Origin of the sequence: Streptomyces sp. NBC_01591, from assembly GCF_035918155.1 — a bacterium.
Lineage (GTDB): Bacteria > Actinomycetota > Actinomycetes > Streptomycetales > Streptomycetaceae > Streptomyces.
In genome coordinates, this window is record NZ_CP109327.1 from 2,953,402 (window position 1) to 2,973,960 (window position 20,559).

The 20,559-nt window shown below is 71.8% G+C and carries 19 protein-coding genes; 3 read left to right on the plus strand and 16 right to left on the minus strand.

Annotated elements, in window-relative coordinates; genetic code table 11:
• Nucleotides 1-10: 10 nt before the first annotated feature.
• The 7 genes from OG978_RS13820 to OG978_RS13850 form a co-directional block, all read right to left on the minus strand.
• The gene (locus tag OG978_RS13820; protein WP_326770023.1) at nucleotides 11-1,366 is read right to left on the minus strand and encodes a beta-xylosidase; all 1,356 of its coding nucleotides are present in this window, start codon (nucleotides 1,364-1,366) and stop codon (nucleotides 11-13) included.
• Between the two features lie 244 nt (nucleotides 1,367-1,610).
• On the minus strand, nucleotides 1,611-1,964 hold the full coding sequence (locus OG978_RS13825; RefSeq protein WP_326765522.1) for a cytidine deaminase: 354 nt from the start codon (nucleotides 1,962-1,964) through the stop codon (nucleotides 1,611-1,613).
• 41 nt (nucleotides 1,965-2,005) lie between these two features.
• A complete protein-coding gene (locus OG978_RS13830; protein ID WP_326765523.1) occupies nucleotides 2,006-2,359 on the minus strand; it encodes an MmcQ/YjbR family DNA-binding protein in 354 nt (117 codons plus the stop codon).
• Nucleotides 2,356-3,648, minus strand: a complete 1,293-nt coding sequence (locus tag OG978_RS13835; protein ID WP_326765524.1) for a hemolysin family protein — start codon at nucleotides 3,646-3,648, stop codon at nucleotides 2,356-2,358. The genes OG978_RS13830 and OG978_RS13835 overlap by 4 nt, the downstream gene beginning before the upstream one ends.
• Complete coding sequence (gene ybeY, locus OG978_RS13840) at nucleotides 3,645-4,142, minus strand: rRNA maturation RNase YbeY (RefSeq protein ID WP_030921061.1); 498 nt, start codon at nucleotides 4,140-4,142, stop codon at nucleotides 3,645-3,647. Before ybeY ends, OG978_RS13835 begins: the two co-directional genes overlap by 4 nt.
• Before the next feature lie 9 nt (nucleotides 4,143-4,151).
• Nucleotides 4,152-5,183 carry a PhoH family protein gene (locus tag OG978_RS13845; RefSeq protein ID WP_326765525.1) on the minus strand — a complete coding sequence of 344 codons (1,032 nt, stop codon included), beginning with the start codon at nucleotides 5,181-5,183 and terminating at the stop codon, nucleotides 4,152-4,154.
• A 142-nt stretch (nucleotides 5,184-5,325) separates the two neighbouring features.
• Nucleotides 5,326-6,450 (minus strand): carbohydrate kinase family protein, encoded by a 1,125-nt coding sequence (locus tag OG978_RS13850; RefSeq protein WP_326765526.1) that lies wholly within the window; start codon nucleotides 6,448-6,450, stop codon nucleotides 5,326-5,328.
• Between the two features lie 338 nt (nucleotides 6,451-6,788).
• Here OG978_RS13850 and OG978_RS13855 point away from each other — a divergent pair, with 338 nt between their 5' ends.
• Nucleotides 6,789-8,144, plus strand: a complete 1,356-nt coding sequence (locus OG978_RS13855; protein WP_326765527.1) for an MFS transporter — start codon at nucleotides 6,789-6,791, stop codon at nucleotides 8,142-8,144.
• Here the strand turns inward: OG978_RS13855 and OG978_RS13860 are convergent.
• The 9 genes from OG978_RS13860 to hrcA form a co-directional block, all read right to left on the minus strand.
• Entirely contained in the window at nucleotides 8,108-9,100 is a 993-nt protein-coding gene (locus OG978_RS13860) for an adenosine deaminase (protein WP_326765528.1), read from the minus strand. The two genes, OG978_RS13855 and OG978_RS13860, sit on opposite strands and share 37 nt — an antisense overlap.
• Before the next feature lie 49 nt (nucleotides 9,101-9,149).
• Nucleotides 9,150-10,058, minus strand: a complete 909-nt coding sequence (locus OG978_RS13865) for a ribonuclease Z (protein ID WP_326765529.1) — start codon at nucleotides 10,056-10,058, stop codon at nucleotides 9,150-9,152.
• An 18-nt stretch (nucleotides 10,059-10,076) separates the two neighbouring features.
• Nucleotides 10,077-10,436, minus strand: coding sequence for a histidine triad nucleotide-binding protein (locus OG978_RS13870; protein ID WP_326765530.1), 360 nt, complete (start codon nucleotides 10,434-10,436; stop codon nucleotides 10,077-10,079).
• Between the two features lie 182 nt (nucleotides 10,437-10,618).
• Entirely contained in the window at nucleotides 10,619-13,867 is a 3,249-nt protein-coding gene (locus tag OG978_RS13875) for a S41 family peptidase (protein WP_326765531.1), read from the minus strand.
• A gap of 73 nt (nucleotides 13,868-13,940) precedes the next feature.
• Entirely contained in the window at nucleotides 13,941-14,474 is a 534-nt protein-coding gene (locus tag OG978_RS13880; RefSeq protein ID WP_326765532.1) for a hypothetical protein, read from the minus strand.
• A gap of 119 nt (nucleotides 14,475-14,593) precedes the next feature.
• The gene (locus OG978_RS13885; RefSeq protein ID WP_326765533.1) at nucleotides 14,594-15,340 is read right to left on the minus strand and encodes a 16S rRNA (uracil(1498)-N(3))-methyltransferase; all 747 of its coding nucleotides are present in this window, start codon (nucleotides 15,338-15,340) and stop codon (nucleotides 14,594-14,596) included.
• The gene (locus tag OG978_RS13890) at nucleotides 15,337-16,410 is read right to left on the minus strand and encodes a nitronate monooxygenase (protein ID WP_326765534.1); all 1,074 of its coding nucleotides are present in this window, start codon (nucleotides 16,408-16,410) and stop codon (nucleotides 15,337-15,339) included. The genes OG978_RS13885 and OG978_RS13890 overlap by 4 nt, the downstream gene beginning before the upstream one ends.
• 147 nt (nucleotides 16,411-16,557) lie before the next feature.
• Entirely contained in the window at nucleotides 16,558-17,694 is a 1,137-nt protein-coding gene (gene dnaJ, locus OG978_RS13895) for a molecular chaperone DnaJ (protein ID WP_266419396.1), read from the minus strand.
• A complete protein-coding gene (hrcA, locus tag OG978_RS13900) occupies nucleotides 17,695-18,711 on the minus strand; it encodes a heat-inducible transcriptional repressor HrcA (protein WP_072483581.1) in 1,017 nt (338 codons plus the stop codon). It lies immediately after the preceding gene.
• Between the two features lie 198 nt (nucleotides 18,712-18,909).
• On the opposite strand from hrcA, the gene OG978_RS13905 reads away from it, so the two are divergent.
• Nucleotides 18,910-19,632: an MBL fold metallo-hydrolase gene (locus OG978_RS13905; protein ID WP_326765535.1), complete on the plus strand. Its 723-nt coding sequence runs from the start codon at nucleotides 18,910-18,912 to the stop codon at nucleotides 19,630-19,632.
• Between the two features lie 23 nt (nucleotides 19,633-19,655).
• On the plus strand, nucleotides 19,656-20,474 hold the full coding sequence (locus OG978_RS13910) for a DUF3097 domain-containing protein (RefSeq protein ID WP_326765536.1): 819 nt from the start codon (nucleotides 19,656-19,658) through the stop codon (nucleotides 20,472-20,474).
• Nucleotides 20,475-20,559 lie beyond the last annotated feature (85 nt).

Sequence of the window (20,559 nt, forward strand, 5' to 3'; positions counted from 1 at the left end):
GAGCGTTCGATCACGCGAGGGTGAGGGTGAGCACGCCGGAGTACGCGCCGGGGGCGGTGTACGCCGGTACGTTCAGCGCGAGCCGGGCGTCGACGGTGAACTCGCCGCCGGTGACGGTCCCGTTGGGCGTGGACGCCAGCGTGGCGCCCGCGCTGCCGACCGACCCCTCGGAACCCGCCGCGCAGGTACTGGGGCTGCCGGGCTTCGTCGCGCAGACCGGGGTCCAGGCGAGTGCGGACGCGCCGATCGTCGCGCCGCCGGGGCCCTTGAAGTCGGTGACCTTTCCGGTCAGGGACCAGCCCGCGGGGCCGCCGCGGAAGTCCTCGACCGTCACCGTCTGCAGGGAGCCGCGGGAGGCGCCGCCCCGGCCGAAGTCGACCGCCGACATCTCGACGGTGTCCCCGGCCTGGACCATGGAGAGCGTGCCCGCCTTGATGGAGGTATTGAGCTTCTGGCTGCCGTCCGGGGTCTCGCCGCCGCCACCGGTGACGGTGTAGGCCTGCGGGCCCGCGCCCTTGGCCGGGTCCCAGCCGCCGCCCTCGTAGGCGACGATGCCGGTGGTCGCCGGATCGTCGACGGTGAGCCGGCCGCTGAAGCCGCCGGAGCCGTCCGCCTTGACGGTGGCCGTGTCGGCGGTCTGGGCGTCACCGGCCCGGCCGGCGAGGGTGATGTCCGCGCCCGGGGTGAACTTCGACCCGGTGACGGTGACCTCGTCGCCCGCCTTGCCGGACGCGGCCCCGAGCTGGATGGCACGCTCGTTGACCTGGCCGCCGCCGTCCGTCGCGATGATCGTCTCGGAGACGGGGGCGGGCGGATCCGTCACGGTGCAGGGCGTGTCCAGCTCCATGATGTAGCTGGTGTGGATGTTGTAGTCGCCGGGCGACAGCGTGATCGAGCCGGGCGCGGTGACCGTGAAGGTGCCGGTCATCGAGAACGACGGGAAGGCGCCCTTGCCGGGTACCGGGTCGTTCTTCTTCGGGCCCGCGACGGTGACGCTCGCGGTCTGCGCACCGCCGACGGTGACCTTGCCGGTCGGCGTCATGATGTCGGCGGGCAGTGCCAGATCTACCGGGTTGCCGGCGGCCGGCTCGACGACGGTGTACGTGACCGTGACCGTGTCGCCCACCTCCGGGGCGGCGTTGTCGACGGTGATCTCGGCCTTCGTCGTCCCGTCGATCGGCGGGATGCCCGCGATGGCCGGCGGGATGCAGTGGGTGGGGAAGTCCACCGGAACCGAGGCGGTCACCATGGCCTGCGCGGGGCTCGCGAGCCCCCCTCCCCCGGCCACGACGAGCGCGCCGACACCCAGCGCGGCGGCCCAGCGGCGACCGACTGCGGGCCGTCTTCGGGCGCCGGATCTTCGCATGCTGATTCTTCGGACGGTCGGACGCATGGAGCCCCCTCCTGCGATGCGGCGCAGCGGCTCTTCCGCGCCGACGGGGGCCCATTGACGGCTCCGGCCCCGAAGAAGTCAATGGAAGCGATACGCATCGGCTGATGAACCATCAGATGCTGTCAAGATCCGTGATTCCCGCACACGGTGTGCGAACGCCCCGCGCCGGTCGGTCGGGCGCGGGGCGTTCGTACACGATGTGCGGATTCGGCCGGCGTCAGCCCGCCGTCACGCTGACCCGCAGTGTGCCGTCGGGCCCGGCGAGCAGGACGGGGGTGTCCGGGCCGCCCAGGTCCCGTACCGCGGCACGGTCCTCGTCCGACGGGGTCTCGGCCTCGGAGACGACCGCGGCCGCCTCCAGGGAGGTGGCCCCGCTGGCCACGGCCATCGCCACGGCGGTCTGCAGCGCGCTGAGTTTCAGCGACTCCAGCCGTACGGTGCCGGCGACGTACGTACGCCCGGTCTCGTCCCGTACGGCCGCGCCCTCCGGCACACCGTTGCGGGCGCGGGCGCTGCGCGCCAGCGTGACGATCTTGCGGTCCTCGGGGCCGAGGTCGGTGCTCTCAGTCATGTGCCGAGCATACGAACCGGGCGCACTCGCCCGCGCACCGCCTACGGCCGGTCGAGCCGCAACCGGTCCGCCTTCGGCAGCCCCGCCACCACCAGGTCGTAGGAGTCCTCGATCAGCTCGCGGAGCACCCGGCCCGGCACCCCGGACACCGTCACCGTGTTCCAGTGCCGTTTGTTCATGTGCCAGCCCGGCACCACCGCGTCGTACTTCTCCCGCAGCCGCACCGCCTCGTCCGGATCGCACTTCAGGTTCACCGTCAGCGGCCGCGCGTCCAGCGTGCTGAGCGCGAACATCTTGCCGAGCACCTTGAAGACGGAGGTCTCCGGCCCGAACGGGAATTCCTCGGCGCTCGCGTTGAACTCCAGGCAGAACGCCCTGAGCTGCTGCGGGGTCATCCCTCGCCCTCCCCCTGGGACGCCACGGGCTCCACCAGCACCGTGACGATCTTGTTGCGGCGGCCCGCCGGGGACTCCGCGGTCAGCCTCAGCCGGCGGCCGTCCGGCAGGTCGACCACCGCCGACGCCCCGGCGATCGGGACCCGCCCCAGCGCCTTGGCCAGCAGTCCGCCGACGGTCTCCACGTCCTCGTCGTCGTACTCGTCGAGGCCGAACAGCTCCCCGAGGTCGCCGATGTCGAGGCGCGCGGTCACCCGGAAGCAGCCGTTCCCCAGCTCCTGGACGGGCGGCAGTTCGCGGTCGTACTCGTCGGTGATCTCGCCGACGATCTCTTCGAGGATGTCCTCGATGGTGACGATGCCCGCCGTGCCGCCGTACTCGTCGATCACGACGGCGACGTGGCTGCGCTCCTGCTGCATCTCGCGCAGCAGGTCACCGGCGTTCTTGGTGTCGGGCACGAAGGCCGCCGGCCGCATCGCCGTGGAGACCAGATCGGCCTCGGACTCGCGGTTGATGTGGGTCTTGCGGACCAGGTCCTTGAGATACACGATGCCGACGATGTCGTCCTCGTTCTCCCCGGTGACCGGGATCCGCGAGAAACCGGAGCGCAGGGCCAGGGTCAGCGCCTGACGGATCGTCTTGTAGCGCTCGATGCAGACCAGGTCCGTCCGCGGCACCATGACCTCGCGCACGAGCGTGTCACCGAGCTCGAAGACGGAGTGCACCATGCGGCGCTCCTCGTCCTCGATCAGCGACTCCGCCTCGGCGAGGTCGACCATCGCACGCAGTTCGGCCTCGCTGGCGAACGGGCCCTTGCGGAACCCCTTGCCCGGGGTCAGCGCGTTGCCGATGAGGATCAGCAGCTGCGGGATCGGGCCCATGACCCTGGCCAGCGGCAGCAGGACGTACGCCGCGGCCGTGGCCGTGTTCAGCGGGTGCTGGCGGCCGATGGTGCGCGGCGACACCCCGATGGCGACGTAGGAGACGAGGACCATCACGCCCATGGCGACGGCCAGCGCCTCCCAGGTCTCCGGGAACTCCTTCAGACAGGCGTACGTGACGAGCACGGCGGCCGACATCTCACAGGCGACCCGCACCAGCAGGGCGACGTTGAGATAGCGGGTCGGATCCGCCGCGACCTGTTCCAGCTTCTGGCTGCCGCGCCGCCCGGAGCGGACCGCCTCGGCGGCCCGGAAGCTGGAGACACGGGCGATGCCCGCCTCCGCGCAGGCCGCCAGCCAGCCGACGACGACCAGCAGGACGGCCCCCAGGACGAGAGGAACGCTCACGACACGGTGGGGGCGGGCGACGGGCCGGTCAGGCCGTGCTCGGCGCGCCAGCCGTCGACGATCGCGGCCTGGAGGCCGAACATCTCGGCCTTCTCGTCCGGCTCCTCGTGGTCGTACCCGAGGAGGTGCAGCACGCCGTGGACCGTGAGGAGCTGGAGCTCCTCGTCCATGGAGTGCTGGGTCTCCGCGTCCTCGCCCTGCTTCTTGGCGACCTCGGGGCAGAGCACGATGTCACCGAGGAGCCCCTGCGGGGGCTCCTCGTCGTCCTTGGCCGGCGGACGCAGCTCGTCCATCGGGAAGGACATGACATCGGTCGGGCCCGGGAGGTCCATCCACTGGATGTGGAGCTGTTCCATGGCGTCGGTGTCCACCACGATCACCGAGAGCTCGGAGAGCGGGTGGATCCGCATCCGCGCGAGTGCGTAGCGGGCGATGTCGAGGATCGCCTGCTCGTCGACCTCGGTTCCGGACTCGTTGTTGACGTCGATCGACATGGTGCGCTGCTACTGCTTCCCGTTGTGGCTGTCTCGGCTGTCGTACTTCTCGTACGCGTCGACGATACGGCCGACCAGCTTGTGCCGGACGACATCCTGGGAGGTGAGCCGGGAGAAGTGGACGTCCTCGACGCCGTCCAGGATCTCCTGGACCTGGCGCAGACCGCTCTTGGTGCCGTTCGGCAGGTCGACCTGGGTGACGTCACCGGTGATGACGATCTTCGAGTCGAAGCCGAGCCGGGTCAGGAACATCTTCATCTGCTCGGCGCTGGTGTTCTGCGCCTCGTCGAGGATGATGAACGCGTCGTTGAGCGTGCGGCCGCGCATGTACGCCAGGGGCGCCACCTCGATCGTGCCCGCCGCCATCAGCCGCGGGATCGAATCGGGGTCGAGCATGTCGTGCAGCGCGTCGTAGAGCGGGCGCAGATACGGGTCGATCTTCTCGTAGAGCGTGCCCGGCAGGAAGCCGAGCCGCTCGCCCGCCTCGACCGCGGGACGGGTCAGGATGATCCGGTTGACCTGCTTGGACTGCAGGGCCTGGACGGCCTTCGCCATGGCGAGATAGGTCTTGCCGGTACCGGCGGGGCCGATGCCGAAGACGACCGTGTGCTTGTCGATCGCGTCGACGTACCGCTTCTGGTTGAGCGTCTTGGGGCGGATCGTGCGACCGCGGCTGGAGAGGATGTTCTGGGTGAGCACCTCGGCCGGTGTCTCCTGGCCGTCCCCCTCGCCTCTCTCACTCGCCCTGAGCATGGCGATCGAGCGTTCCACTGCGTCCTCCGTCATCGGCTGACCGGTGCGGAGCACCAGCATCATCTCGTCGAACAGGCGCTGGATCAGCGCGACTTCCGTCGCGTCTCCGGCGGCGCTGACCTCGTTTCCCCGGACGTGGATGTCGGCCGCCGGGAAGGCCGTCTCGATCACGCGCAGCAAGGCGTCGCCTGAGCCCAGAACGGTCACCATCGGATGGCTGGCAGGGACGGTGAAATGGGCTCGCGCCTGCCTCGGCGCAGGGGTCTGGGCTGTGGGTGTCTGAGTCATGGGCCGGCTCTGTGGCCTGCACATACCTCCCGTTGCAAGGTTCTCGCCGATCGACAACCTCTCGGATTACCAAGCCTACGACTCCGCACCGACAACACCGAGAGCTTTTTCGCACACGCTCACGAACAGGTGTGTGCGGCCGTCAGGCGGGACGGCGGAAGCCGATCGTCGGGACCGCCCGGCGCAGCGGCCAGGGCCGGGCGGCGGCGGGCAGCAGCTCCTCCAGGAAGGCGTACCGCTGGAGCGCGGCCGGGTCCTGGTCGGCGAAGGTGCGGATCTGCTGCCACCAGGCGGCGATCTCCGCCCAGCCCGGTGCCGACAGCGATCCGCCGAACTCCTGGACCGAGAGCGCCGCGGTCAGTCCGGCGAAGGCCAGCCGGTCGGCCAGCGGCCAGTTCGCCAGGGTGCCGGTGACGAAACCGGCGACGAAGACGTCGCCCGCGCCGGTGGGGTCGAGCGCCTCGACCTCGATCGCGGGCACCTCGGCGCTCGCCCCGGTCGCCGAGTCCACCGCGTACGCGCCCTCCGCACCCAGGGTGACCACGGCCAGCGGTACGCGCTCGGCCAGGGCGTGAGCGGCGGCGCGCGGGCAGTCGGTGCGGGTGTAGCGCATCGCCTCCTCGGCGTTGGGGAGGAAGGCCTGGCAGTGCTCCAGGTCGGCGAGGGCGTCCAGGTCCCAGCAGCCGGTCTCGTCCCAGCCGACGTCGGCGAAGATCCGGGCGCCGTTGCGGGCCGCGGTGGCGACCCAGGGCTCGCTGCGGCCGGGGGCGAGCGAGGCGACGGCGGCGCGGGCGCGGGGCGGGCAGCGCGGGAACGGGGGTTCCCCGGCGGAGATCGCGGTGCCGTGGGTGCCCTCGGGGCCGGGGGCCTCGTGGCCGTGCGAGACCATCGTCCGCTCGCCCTCGTACGCCATCGAGACGGTCACCGGCGAGTGCCAGCCGGGGACAGTGTGCGACATGGACAGGTCGATGCCCTCGCCCTGTTCCAGGGCGTCCCAGCAGTACTCCCCGTAGTGGTCGTCGCCGAACGCGGCGGCCAGCGAGGTGTGCAGCCCCAGCCTGGCCAGGGCGGTCGCCATGTTGGCGACTCCGCCGGGACTGGAGCCCATGCCGCGTGCCCAGGACTCGGTGCCGCGCACCGGGGCGCTGTCGAGGCCGGTGAAGATGATGTCGAGGAAGACCGTGCCGGTGAGAAAGACGTCGCAGTCCGGGTCCTGCGGGGCGCGCAGCCCGTCCAGTGGGTCGATACCTGGAATGTCCGTACTCACCTTGCACTCCCCGGTCGTGGCAGATCTGGCCAGTGTGCCCGATTCAGCGCCGTAACCCGAGGGTCCGCGCCGCCGGTTCCACAGGACCCGTTCCGGTCCCTGGCACGTGGGCGCTGACCTGCATAAACATGCGCTGCTACCCGCACTCCCGGTGCATAAACGCATAAGTGACCCAGATCACATGGGGGCGCCTTTCGGCCAACTGGCCGTGGTTGATACAAATTGGCCCGCGAGCCCCTTCGGCGACGGTTGCCGACGACTGGCCCGACTTCCCCGTATTTCCCGCATTGCCCTCCCCTGCCTTCTCTGCCGTCTCCGGCATGTCTTCAGGAACGCCCATGTCCTCGCGCCCTCGCGCCGCGTGGCCCCTGGTCGCCGTGTTCACCGCCGGCTACCTCGCCGCCTATCTGCTCCCCACCATCGTCGGGCGGCTCTCCGTCTATCTCGGTCTCAGTACGGCGCAGGCCGGTCTGGTCGGCAGTGCCCTGCTGCTGAGCTCGGCGACCGCCGGGTTCACGCTGGCGGGCCGGGTCGAGACGTACGGGCCGCGGCGGCCGGCCCGGATCGGGCTGGTACTGGCCATGGTGGGGTACGGCTGCGCCGCCCTGGCCGGGTCGGTACCGCTGGTGGTCATGGGCGCGATGATCGGCGGCTTCGGCTCCGGCACGGCGACCGCGGTGGCCGCCGCGGGCATCGCCGCCGAGCGCGATCCGCACCGGACCTCGTCGCTCGGGCTGCTCAGCGTCTCAGCGACGGCGGGCGCCCTCTATCTGACGGTCCCGCACCTCGGCGGCGGCCACCGGCTGCCGTTCGCCTCCATCGCCCTGGTCGCCCTGCTCGTCTGGCCCGCCACCGCACGGCTCGGCGGCGTCACGCCCACCGGCTCCACCGCCCCGGTCGCCGGCCGGCTGCCGCACCGCCGTTCCGGTCTGGTGCTCGCGGGCGGCATGCTCGTCTGGTCCATGGCGCAGAACGCGCTGTGGGGTGTCAGCAGCCGGATCGGGGTGGACCGGGTAGGGCTCTCCGAGGTCACCATCGGCGCGGTGTTCGCCGCCGCGCTCGGCGCGGGTCTGCTCGGGGTGATGGGCGCCGGGCTGCTGGGCGCCAGGCTCGGCCGGGCGGTGCCGATCGGTCTGGGTACCGTGATCATCGCGGCAAGCATCGTGCTCAGCTCGTCGGCCGGGAACCTCGCCCAGTTCGCGACCGGCGAGATCCTCTGGAACACGATCTACCCCGTGGTCCTGTCGTACCTGATCGGCCTGGCCGCCTCCCTGGACGTACGCGGCCGCTGGGCGGTCCTCGCGGGCTCCGCGTCGTCCGTCGGGGTGGCCTGCGGGCCGGTCCTGGGCAGTGTGCTGTCCGAGCAGGCCGGCTACCCGGTCATGGGCCTGATCCTGGGCGCCGTCACGCTCCTGGTCGCGGCCCCGGTCACGGCCGTCGCCCTGCACACCGGTGGCCGCCCGCTGGTGCCGGGATCGGTGCGCCGCCGGGGCGGCGCACCGGCCGCGCTGCTCGCCGTCACCACCGGAGCAGTGCCCGGCGCCGTGCCCAGGCTGGGCGCGCCCGAGCAGGCCGTCACGGAGATCAGCCTGCCCGTGCGCCGCAGGCGCCCCGTCCGGAACGCGTTCCGGACGGCCGGCCCTGCGGGTGGGGTCGGTCAGTCGAACGCGTACGCCTCGACCTCGGACAGATAGCGCGCCCTGCGCTCCTCGTCGTGGTCGAGGAAGGCCGCCTCGAAGGAGTTGCGGGCCAGCGTGCGCAGCTGCTCCCGGTCCAGGCCGAGCGCCTCGTGGACGGCGTGGAAGGTGTCCCCGACGTATCCGCCGAAGTAGGCGGGGTCGTCGGAGTTCACCGTGCAGAGCAGTCCGGCGGCCATCATGGCCCGCAGCGGGTGCTGCTCCAGGGTGTCGACGGCGCGCAGCCGTACGTTGGACAGCGGGCAGAGGGTGAGCGGCACCCGGTCCGCGACCAGCCGCTTCACCAGGTCCGGGTCCTCCATGCAGCGCAGCCCGTGGTCGATGCGCTCGACCCCGAGGACGTCCAGGGCCTCCCGGATGTACTCGGGCGGGCCCTCCTCGCCGGCGTGGGCGACCTTGCGCAGCCCGAGCGCCCCGGCCGCCTCGTACACCTCACGGAACTTGACGGGCGGGTGGCCGACCTCCGCCGAGTCGAGGCCGACCGCGCTGATCCGGTGCAGATACGGCTTGACGGCCTCCAGGGTCTCCAGGGCCGACTCGGCGGACTGGTCGCGCAGGAAGCACATGATCAGCTGGGTGGAGATGCCGTGCTTCTCCTCGCTGCGGTCCAGCGCCCGGCCGAGCCCCTCGACGACGGTGCCGATCGGGACGCCGCGGGCGGTGTGCGCCTGCGGGTCGAAGAAGATCTCCGCGTGCCGGACGCCCTGAGCGGCGGCGCGGGCGAGATACGCGTCGGCGAGCTCCTCGAAGTCCTCCTCGGTCCGGAGGACCGCCATCAGCGCGTAGTACAGGTCGAGGAAGCTCTGCAGGTCGTCGAAGAGGTAGGCGGTGCGGAGCTCCTCGGTGTCCGCGTAAGGCAGCTGTACGCCGTTGCGTCCGGCGAGCGCGAAGGCCAGCTCGGGTTCGAGGGTGCCTTCGATGTGGAGGTGGAGTTCGGCCTTGGGGAGGTGCACGGGTTTTTCACGCTCACAGACGGTGGTGCTGATGTGTTGCTGATGGTGTTCAGGGGTGCCGGGTGGGCACGGGAACCCGGCCGAGGTCCTGGGCGACGGTCAGTTCGCCCTCGAACCCGGCCGCGCGGGCCTGGGACTCGAAGGCGGCCGGGTCGTCGTACCGCTGCGAGAAGTGCGTCAGCACGAGGTGCCGCACGCCCGCGTCCCGGGCCACCCGGCCCGCCTGTCCGGCGGTCAGATGGCCGTGGTCGGTGGCGAGCCGTTCGTCCTCGTCGAGGAAGGTCGACTCGATGACCAGCAGGTCGCAGCCCTCGGCGAGCACCCGCACGCCGTCGCAGAGCCTCGTGTCCATGATGAACGCGAACCGCTGGCCGCGCCTGCGCTCGGAGACGTCGTCCAGCGTGACGCCGCCGAGGGCGCCCTCGCGCTGGATCCGGCCGACGTCGGGCCCCTTGATGCCGTGCTCGGCGAGCTTCTCCGGCAGCATGCGGCGCCCGTCGGGTTCGACGAGCCGGTAGCCGTACGACTCGACGGGGTGCGAGAGCTGGTGGGTGCTGAGCGTGTACGCCTCGGTGGTGGCGAGCACCCCGTCGGCGGCGACCGGGGACTCGGTCAGCTCGACGGACTCGCGGTAGGCGGTGGCGTACCGCAGCCGCTCGAAGAAGTGCTGCCCGCTCGCCGGGTAGTGCGCGGTGACCGGGTGCGGGACCTGGTCGAGGTTGATCCGCTGGATCACCCCGGCCAGGCCGAGCGAGTGGTCTCCGTGGAAGTGCGTGACGCAGATCCGGTCGATGTCGTGCGCGGCGACGCCCGCCCGCAGCATCTGGCGCTGGGTGCCCTCACCGGGGTCGAAGAGGATGCCCTCGCCGTCCCAGCGCAGCAGATAGCCGTTGTGGTTGCGGTGCCTGGTCGGGACCTGGCTGGCGGTGCCGAGGACCACGAGTTCGCGTACGGACACGGTGTGCGATCGATCCTTCTAGCCGGGGGGCCACTGCAGTCCACGGCCGCCCAGGACGTGGGCGTGCGCGTGGAAGACGGTCTGGCCGGCGCCGGAGCCGGTGTTGAGGACGACCCGGTAACCGGTGTCCACGATCTTCTCGTCGGCGGCGACCTGCCCGGCCTCACGCAGTATGTCGGCGGCGATCGCCGGCTCGGCGGCGGCGAGCGCGGCGGCGTCCGGGTGGTGGACGCGGGGGATGACGAGTACGTGGGTGGGGGCCTGCGGGTTGATGTCCCGGAAGGCGACGGTGGTTTCGGTCTCGCGGACGATGGTTGCCGGGATCTCACCCGAGACGATCTTGCAGAACAGGCAGTCGGGCTGCGGTTCTCCTGCCATGGGGTGGCTCCTCGGTAGGTGGTGACGGTGGTGGTGATCGTTGTACGGCATGGTATCGGGCCCGGAATCCAGCCCCTCCGGCGTTTGAGAAGCGGAGGTCCGGGGGCGGAGCACCCGGTTACGGGAAAGGGCGGGCAGGGGAACACGCCCGCCGCAGGCGCACCGCCCCCGCACCCAACCCCCTACGCCTCCGGCAACTCCGGCGCCCGCTTCGCCGGCGTCTCCGCCAGCGACGCCAGCGCGATCCGGATCGCCTCGTCCAGCTGCGGATCCCGCCCCGCCGCATGGTCCTGCGGCGTCACCACGACCTCGACATCGGGATCGACCCCGTGGTTCTCCACGCCCCAGCCGTAACCCTCGAACCAGAACGCGTACTTGGGCTGGGTGACCGACGTCCCGTCCACCAGCCGGTACCGGCTGTCGATGCCGACCACGCCGCCCCAGGTCCGCGTACCGACGACCGGACCGATGCGCAGCGCCTTGATCGCGGCGTTCACGACGTCGCCGTCCGAACCGGAGAACTCGTTGGCCACGGCGACCACGGGGCCGCGCGGCGCGTCCTGCGGGTAGCTGTACGGCTGCACGCCGCGCGGCATGTCCCAGCCGATGACACGGCGGGCGAGCTTCTCCACGATCAGCTGCGAGGTGTGGCCGCCGCGGTTCTCCCGGACGTCCACGACCAGCCCCTCGCGGGCCACTTCGACCCGCAGATCGCGGTGGAGCTGTGCCCAGCCCGCGCCGGCCATGTCGGGGACGTGGAGGTAGCCGAGGCGTCCGCCGGAGTGCTCGTGCACGTAGGTCCGCCGGTCGGCGACCCACGCGTGGTAGCGCAGCGCCTCCTCGTCGGCGACGGGTACGACGACGACATGGCGGGGGTCACCGCCGTCCACCGGCGAGACGGTCAGCTCGACCGGTTTGCCCGCCGAGCCGGTGAGCAGCGGTCCGGGCCCGGTCACCGGGTCGACCGGGCGTCCGTCGACGGCGAGGATCGCGTCCCCGGTACGTACCGCCACCCCGGGCGCGGCGAGCGGCGAGCGGGCCTCCGGGTCGGAGGTCTCGGACGGCAGGATCCGGTCGATCCGCCAACTGCCTTCGTCCGTACGGGAGATGTCCGCACCGAGCAGCCCCTGCCGGGCCGAGTCGTCGCGCCATCCGCCCGGCGGCGTCACATAGGCGTGCGAGGTGCCGAGCTCCCCCTGCACCTCCCACAGCAGGTCCATCAGGTCGTCGTGGGTGGCGACCCGCTCCAGCACCGGGCGGTAGCGGTCCAGCACCCCGTCCCAGTCGAGGCCGCCCATGTCGGGGCGCCAGAAGTTGTCCCGCATGATGCGCCCGGCCTCGTTGTACATCTGGCGCCATTCGGCGGCCGGTTCGAGGGTCCGCCGGATCCGGGAGAGGTCGACGGTGACGCCGCCGTCGCTGCCGCCGTCGTCGTCGTCCGCCGCGACATGGCTGTCGGACGGTACGACGCGCAGCTTGCCCCGGGTGTGCAGGACAACCCGCTTACCGTCCCCGCTGACCGCGAAATCCCTGACGCCCGAGGCGAGTTCCTCGCAGCGCAGCTTCTCCAGGTCGTACCGCTCCAGCACGGTCTCGGGCCGCCCGGAGTCGGGGGTGGCGGCGCTCGTACCGAGCACTCCGGTCACCGGGTGGCTCAGCCACAGCAGCCCGTCCTTCGCGGCGCGCAGCGTGGAGTAGCTGGCGGCCTCGACGGGCAGCGGCACGATCCGGTCGGCGAGTCCTTCGAGGTCGATCCGGGTGACGGGCAGCGCGGTCGGGTTGTCCTGGTCGCCCTCGCCGCCGCTCTTCTCCTTCTCGGTCGGGCGGCCGTGGCGCTGCGGCCCGAACGGGGAGGGCGTGGTGGCGGCGAGCGTCAGCAGATGCGGGCGGCAGGAGCCGATGAACGCCAGGTCGAAGACATGGGCGTCGTAGACCGGGTCGAAGGACCGCTCGGAGAGGAACGCCAGGTGCTTGCCGTCGCCGGTGAACGCGGGGGCGAAGTCCCGGAAGCGCAGCGGGGTGGCCTCGGCGACCGACAGATCGGCGAGGTGCGCGAGCTTGAGCTGGCTGAGCGGCTCGGGACCGGGGTGGGACCAGGCGAGCCAGGAGGAATCGGGCGAGAAGACGAGGCCGGAGACGTCGCCGTGCTCGCTGCGGTCCACCTCGTGGACCTCGCCGCTCTCCCGCTCGACGATCAGGACCCGCCCGTCGTGCGCGGCGACGGCGAACCGGCTGCCGTCGGGGGCCGGGGCCAGGTCGAGGACCCTGCCGATACGGCCTGCGGCGAGGCGGCGCGGTACGGCGCCGGGGGCGGTGCCGGTGGCGGGTGCGCACTCCAGGGCGTCGTCGCCCTCGGCGTCGGTGACCCAGACGACATGCTGGTCGCCGTCGGCCTGAAAGGTGCGGGGCAGCCTGGCCCGTACGCCCGGTTCGACGGCGAGCGCGCGGGCCGGGCCCCCGCGGTGGGTGACCCAGTGGACGGCGCCGCGCGTCCCGACGGCGCTGCCGCGGCCCGTACGGTCCGGGGACGCGGAGTCGAGATGGCTGCCGGCGTGCACGGAGTGCGGCTGGAGGTCGGCGCGCTGGCCGCCGAGCCGGATGTCGAGGCGGCGGGGCCCGTCGCCTCCGAGGTCGTCCAGCAGCCAGAGTTCACCGGCCGAGGCGTAGGCGACGCGGGTGCCGTCGGTGGTCGCGTGGCGGGCGTAGAAGCCCTCGATGCCGGTGTGACGGCGCAGGTCGGAGCCGTCGGGGAGCGAGGAGTAGAGCGCGCCGACGCCTTCGTGGTCGGAGAGGAAGGCGACGCGCTCTCCCACCCACATCGGGGACTCGATGTTCCCGTCGAGCTCCGCGTGGAGCCGTACGAACTCCGCCGGGCCGTCCGCCGGGGACTCCTGCTCGATCCACAACTTGCCTGCCGTACCGCCCCGGTAGCGCTTCCAGGCGGCGGCCTCGCGCCCCATGGTGACCGAGAGCAGCAGGACCCGGCCGCCGGGCCCGTACGCGACCGAGCCGGCCGGCCCGTACGGCAGGGTCCGTGCGGGTCCGCCGTCGACCGGGACGGCCCTGGCCCAGGTGCGCCGGAACGACGCCTGCCCCTGGGCGCTCACGACCAGCACCTCTCCCTCGGGCGTCCAGCCGTGGATGGCGGTCCGCGCGTCGCCCCAGTAGGTGAGCCGCGCGGAGGGGCCGCCGTCGGCCGACGCGATGTGCACCTCGGGAGCCCCGTCCCGGGTGGACATCCAGGCGACCCGGGTTCCGTCGGGCGATATCCGGGGGTTGGTGACAGGCCGGTTGTCGGCACTGACACGCCAGGCCCGGCCGCCGTCCAGCGGCGCCAGCCAGACATCGTCCTCGGCGGTGAAGGCGATCGAATCGCCCTGGACATGGGGGTATCGGAGGTAGGCAGGCTGTGTATAAGCAGGCTGTGTCACATCGATCACCCTAGGCCGCCGCCATGCTCTGCGTAACCGGGTTGGCCGGAGTCCGACGGGGCTGCCGCGGGCCTTACTTGCCCATGGGCGCTTCGGTCACCGTCACCGTGACGGTGACCGTCGGCCAGAAGTCTCCGCCGCCACCGGCCGGCGGCGGATTCACCACGGCGGTCGAGGGGGCCGCGTCGCAGTTGCCGAGCACATCCGCCCGGAAGACGGACTTCCCGCCCGCCTTCGCGGTCAAGTCCCCCCGCACGCACCGCCCGCCGAGCTCCTGGGTCACCTTGCCGGTGAGGGTGATGGCCTCGCCCTTCCCGGTCTTGCCGGAGCAGTCGACGTCCGCGACCCGGCGCACGGACGCGGAGGGCGACGCGCCCCCGATCCGGCCCCCGTCGACGCCGGCCATACAGGTCAGCCACTGCACGTCGACCCCGTTGCGCTCCAGTGCGCCGGTGCCGACGCGGTCGGTGGTCACGGCGATGGACGCGGAGTTCAGCCCGCCCGCGGGGTCACAGGCGGCGGCACCCGCGACCGCCGCGACAACGAGTGCGGACGCGGCCAGAAAGCGCCGCTCCCTTCCCTGACAGCATGTCCTTGATGTCCACATCCGGGCAGCTTCCCACCGTTCGCCCGTGAAGCGGTAGACGGCTTGCGGCCAAAACCGCGAGCGGCTCCGGCGCGCACGACGGGGCGCGCGACAGGGCGCGCGCCGGGCTCATGACGGCCTCACGACCAGCGGCCGGTCCGCCCCAGCAGCAGTGCCGTCGCCGCCGTGCCCGCCGTGGAGGTGCGCAGCACACTCGCTCCGAGCCGGCAGGTCCGGGCGCCCGCTGCGGCGAAGACCGCCAGTTCGTCCGGCGACACACCGCCCTCGGGACCGACGACCAGCACGATCTCGCCCTGGGTGGGGAGCGGGACGGTGGCCAGCGGATCGCTGTCGTGCCCCCGGTCCTCGTGGAGGACGGCGGCGAAGTCCGCCGTGGTCAGGAGCGCGGCGATCTGTTTGGTCGTCATCGCGTCGGCCACTTCGGGGAAGCGCACCCGGCGGGACTGCTTGCCCGCCTCCCGGGCCGTGTTGCGCCATTTCGCGAGGGACTTGAGGCCGCGGTCGCCCTTCCACTGCGTAATGCAGCGCGATGCCTGCCAGGGCACGATCGCGTCGACGCCGGTCTCCGTCATCGTCTCCACGGCGACCTCGCCGCGGTCGCCCTTGGGCAGGGCCTGGACGACGGTGATGCGGGGAGTGGGCCAGGGCTCCTCCCGGACCGTGGCCAGGCCGGTGAGGACGAGCCGGTCCTTGCCCTCGGCGGCCCCGACGACGCCTTCCGTCCAGCGGCCGCGCCCGTCGGTGAGCACGACGTCCTCACCGGCACGCAGCCGCTTCACCGACACGGCATGCCGGCCCTCGGGCCCCTCCAGGACGAACTCGGGCCCGTCGGGGACCTGTTCGACGACGAAGACCGGTGCGGTCACTGCGTACTCCCTGTGCTCACTGCCGCCCGTGCGGCGTCCAGTTCTTCGGCGAGCAGCCTGACCAGCCGGCCGGCCGACAGCTCGCGTGCCATCCGGTGTCCCTGACCCGCCCACAGGGCCATGCCCTGCGCGTCCCCGGCCTTCGCCGCCGCCTTGCGCAGCCCGGCGGTCAGGTAGTGGACCTGCGGGTAGGCGGCGGGGGCGTACGGGCCGTGCTCGCGCATGAACCGGTTGACCAGGCCGCGGGCCGGGCGGCCGGAGAACGCCCGGGTCAGGGCGGTCCGCACGAACAGCGGATTTGTCAGTGCCTGCTTGTGCAGCGGACTCGCCCCGGACTCGGGACAGACGAGGAACGCCGTACCGAGCTGCGCCGCCTCCGCGCCCGCGGCGAGCACCGCGGCGATCTGTGAGCCGCGCATCAGCCCGCCCGTGGCGACGATCGGTATCTGCACGGTCTCACGGACCTGGGACACCAGCGAGAGCAGTCCGATTCCGGCGCCGTCGGTCTGCGGGTCGTCGCGGTGGGTGGACTGGTGGCCGCCCGCCTCGATGCCCTGGACACAGACCGCGTCGGCGCCCGCCCACTGGGCGGTCTGGGCCTCCTCGGGCGTGGTGACCGTCACGACGGTGTACGTGCCGACCGCGGCGAAGGCGTCGAGGGTGTCCCGGGTCGGGCAGCCGAAGGTGAACGAGACGGCCGGGACCGGATCCTCCAGGAGGATGGCGAGTTTGGCGTCGTAGTTGTCGTCGCCGCCGGAGTCCGGGTCGCCGAGCGGGGTCTCGTACCAGGCGGCCTCGCCCGCGAGCTGGTGCTGGTACACCTCGACGGCGCTCGGGTCGGCGAGCCCCGGCTGCGGCATGAAGAGATTGACGCCGAAGGGCTGACCGGTCAGCCCGCGCAGTTGTTTGATCTCGTTGTACATGCCGTCCGCCGTCTTGTACCCGGCGGCGAGAAACCCGAGCCCGCCCGCCTCGGAGACGGCCGCGACGAGTTGCGGACAGGACGTGCCCCCCGCCATCGGGGCCTGCACGATCGGATACCGGCAGAGATCGGTCAACGCGGATGACATGACCGCATCGTGTCACGTCCCGCGCGGCCCGGCGTGCGCGGCCCGGGGTCCGCTTTGTACTCAAACGCCGGACGGCTTCGTACGCAAACGCCGGACGGGCCCGTCGAGCGGGTCCGTCCGGCGTCCGGGAACGGTCTGCGGGACCGGTCAGCGGCCGTTGAAGGCGTCCTTCAGCCGGGAGAACAGCCCCTGCTGGCCGGGCTGGAACTGGCCGGTGGGCCGCTCCTCGCCACGCAGCTTCGCCAGGTCCCGCAGCAGACGCTCCTGCTCCGGGTCCAGCTTCGTCGGGGTCATCACCTCGACATGGACGATCAGATCGCCGCGCCCGCCGCCCCGCAGGTGCGTGATGCCGCGGCCGTGCAGCGGAACCGACTGGCCGGACTGGGTGCCCGGCCGGATGTCGACCTCCTCCAGGCCGTCGAGCGTCTCCAGCGGCACCTTGGTGCCGAGCGCGCCCGCCGTCATGGGGATGGTGACCGTGCAGTGCAGGTCGTCGCCGCGGCGCTGGAACACCGCGTGCGAGAGCTCGTGGATCTCCACGTACAGATCGCCGGCCGGGCCGCCGCCGGGGCCGACCTCGCCCTCGCCCGCGAGCTGGATGCGGGTGCCGTTGTCGACACCGGCGGGGATCTTCACGGTGAGCGTGCGCCTCGACCGGATGCGGCCGTCGCCGGCGCACTCCGGGCACGGGGTCGGCACGACCGTACCGAAGCCCTGACACTGCGGGCAGGGCCGCGAGGTCATGACCTGGCCGAGGAAGGACCGGGTGACCTGGGAGACCTCGCCGCGGCCGCGGCACATGTCACAGGTCTGGGCGGAGGTGCCGGGCGCGGCGCCCTCGCCGCTGCAGGTCGTACAGACGACGGCCGTGTCGACCTGGATGTCCTTGGTGGTGCCGAACGCCGCCTCGGCGAGATCGATCTCCAGACGGATCATCGCGTCCTGGCCGCGCCGGGTGCGCGAACGGGGTCCGCGCTGCGACGACGTACCGAAGAACGCGTCCATGATGTCGGAGAAGTTGCCGAAGCCGCCTTGTCCGAATCCGCCCGCGCCCGCGCCGCCGGAGGCGGACAGCGGGTCGCCGCCGAGGTCGTAGACCTGCTTCTTCTGCGGGTCCGACAGCACCTCGTAGGCGGCGTTGATCTCCTTGAACCGCTCCTGGGTCTTCGGATCGGGGTTCACATCCGGGTGCAGCTCGCGGGCGAGCCGACGGAATGCCTTCTTGATCTCGTCCTGAGATGCGTCGCGGCGCACGCCGAGTACGGCGTAGTAGTCCGTGGCCACTTACGACTCCGCCAGGATCTGTCCGACGTAACGTGCCACTGCGCGTACCGCTCCCATCGTTCCGGGGTAGTCCATGCGGGTCGGTCCGACCACGCCGAGTTTGGCGACTGCCTCGTCGCCCGAACCGTAGCCGACCGCGACGACGGACGTGGAGTTGAGCCCCTCGTGGGCGTTCTCGTGCCCGATACGTACGGTCATGCCCGAGTCCTTGGCCTCGCCGAGCAGCTTCAGCAGCACGACCTGCTCCTCCAGTGCTTCCAGCACCGGCCGGATCATCACAGGGAAGTCGTGCCCGAAGCGGGTGAGGTTGGAGGTGCCGCCGATCATCAGCCGCTCCTCCGTCTCCTCGACGAGGGTTTCGAGCAGGGTGGAGAGCACGGTGGACACGGTTCCCCGGTCCTCGCTCTCGAAGGATTCCGGCAGATCCTGCACCAGCTGCGGGACGTCCGCGAAGCGGCGTCCGACGACCCGGCTGTTGAGCCGGGCCCGCAGATCGGCGAGAGAGGTCTCGCCGAACGGGGCGGGGCAGTCGATCATGCGCTGTTCGACCCGGCCGGTGTCCGTGATGAGCACGAGCATCAGCCGGGCGGCTGCCAGCGACAGCAGTTCCACATGCCGCACCGTCGACCGGGTCAGCGAGGGGTACTGCACGATGGCGACCTGCCGGGTCAGCTGCGCGAGCAGCCGTACGGTGCGGCCCACGACATCGTCGAGGTCGACCGCGCCGTCGAGGAAATTGTGGATGGCACGGCGCTCCGGCGACGAGAGGGGCTTGACCCCCGCGAGCTTGTCGACGAAGAGCCGGTAGCCCTTGTCCGTCGGGATGCGTCCGGCGCTGGTGTGGGGCTGGGCGATGAAGCCCTCGTCCTCCAGCACCGCCATGTCGTTGCGGACGGTCGCCGGGGAGACCCCCAGCTTGTGCCGCTCGGTGAGCGCCTTGGAGCCGACGGGCTCCTCCGTGCCGACATAGTCCTGGACGATGGCGCGAAGCACTTCGAGTCTGCGTTCGCTGAGCATCGCGCACACCTCCAGCTGTGTTCCTCGGTGGTTCTCGGGACGTTCCTGTTTCTCTGCCCAGGAATCCGCCTGGCACTCTGTCATCGCGAGTGCCAGCAATCCCCCGGCCAGTGTACGGCGGCCGAGTGGGGGCCTAGCAAGGGCAACCGGCCACGCTACCGCGAGACTGCGCAGGTCGTTTGCCGATAGCGTCCCGGTATGGATGCCTCTTGGGAAGAGCTCGGGTGGGAGCGACTCGGTCACGGAGTGGGCCGGCGGCGCCTTCCCGGGTGGGACGCAACGGTCGCACTGGTGGCCGGAGCCGATGGAGTGCTGCTCTTCGACACCGGATCGACGCTCCGTGAGGGTGCCGAGGTACGGGCCCAGGCGCAGGCCCTGCTCGGCCGGAGGGTGACGCATATCGCACTCAGCCATCCCCATTTCGACCATGTGCTGGGCACCGCCGCGTTCTCCGGGGCCGAGGTGTACGGGGCGGTCGGCATGGCGGAGCTGCTGAAGCGCGGGGCGGACGATCTGCACACCTCGGCGGTGCGCCAGGGGGTCAGCGAGCACGACGCGGCGGAGGCCGTCGACGCGCTGGTGGTCCCGCAGCACCAGGTGTACGGCGACTGGACGCTCGACCTGGGCGGCGGGCGCGAGGTGCTGCTGGCCGACGTGGGCCCCGCACACAGCGGCCACGACCTGGTGGCGGTCGTCCCCGGCTCCCCCGCGATCGTGCTCTGCGGCGACCTGGTCGAGGAGTCCGGCGAACCGCAGGCGGGCCGGGACGCGTTCCCGTCCCGCTGGCCGGCCGCGCTGGACCGGCTGCTGGCGCTGGGCGGCGAGGACGCGGTGTACGTACCGGGGCACGGGGCGGTGGTGGACGCTGCGTTCGTACGGGACCAGCGCGAACAACTGGCCGTACGCTTCGGCGTGTCGTGACCCTCAGGGCCTATCGTCGTCCGATGCGCAGCTACCAGCCGGACCTGACCCCGCCGTGGAAGAAGTCCGCCCCCGTTCCCGAGGTCCCCGCCGAAACCGATCTGGTCGTGGAGGAGGTCTCCACCGGATTCTGCGGTGCGGTGATCCGCTGCGAGAAGACGGCCCAGGGTCCGACGGTGACCCTGGAGGACCGCTTCGGCAAGCACCGGGTGTTCCCGATGGAGCCGCGCGGCTTTCTGCTGGAGGGCCGGGTGATCACCCTCGTACGCCCCTCGGCCGCCGCTCCGGTGCGCCCCGCGCGCACGGCCTCGGGCTCGGTCGCGGTCCCCGGGGCGCGCGCCCGGGTCGCGCGGGCGGGCCGGATCTATGTGGAGGGCCGGCACGACGCGGAGCTGGTCGAACGGGTCTGGGGCGACGACCTGCGGATCGAGGGCGTGGTCGTCGAATACCTGGAGGGTATCGACGACCTCCCCGCCATCGTGCGCGAGTTCTCCCCCGGCCCGGACGCCAGGCTGGGCGTCCTGGTCGACCACCTGGTCCCCGGCTCCAAGGAGTCCCGGATCGCCGCTCAGGTCTCGGACGCGAACGTGCTGGTGGTCGGCCACCCCTACATCGACGTGTGGGAGGCGGTGAAGCCGTCCTCCGCGGGCATCACGGCCTGGCCGGTGGTACCGCGCGGCCAGGACTGGAAGACGGGCGTGTGCCGCGCCCTCGGCTGGCCGGAGAACACCGGCGCGGCCTGGCAGCGCATCCTGTCCACGGTCCACTCGTACCGCGACCTGGAGCCGGACCTGCTGGGTTCGGTGGAGCACCTGATCGACTTCGTGACAGCCCCCGAATAGCCCGCCGACAGCCCTCCGGCGATCGAGGAGCGAAATCAAGCCCCTCCGGCGATCGAGGAGCGGGGGTCCGGGGGCAGAGCCCCCG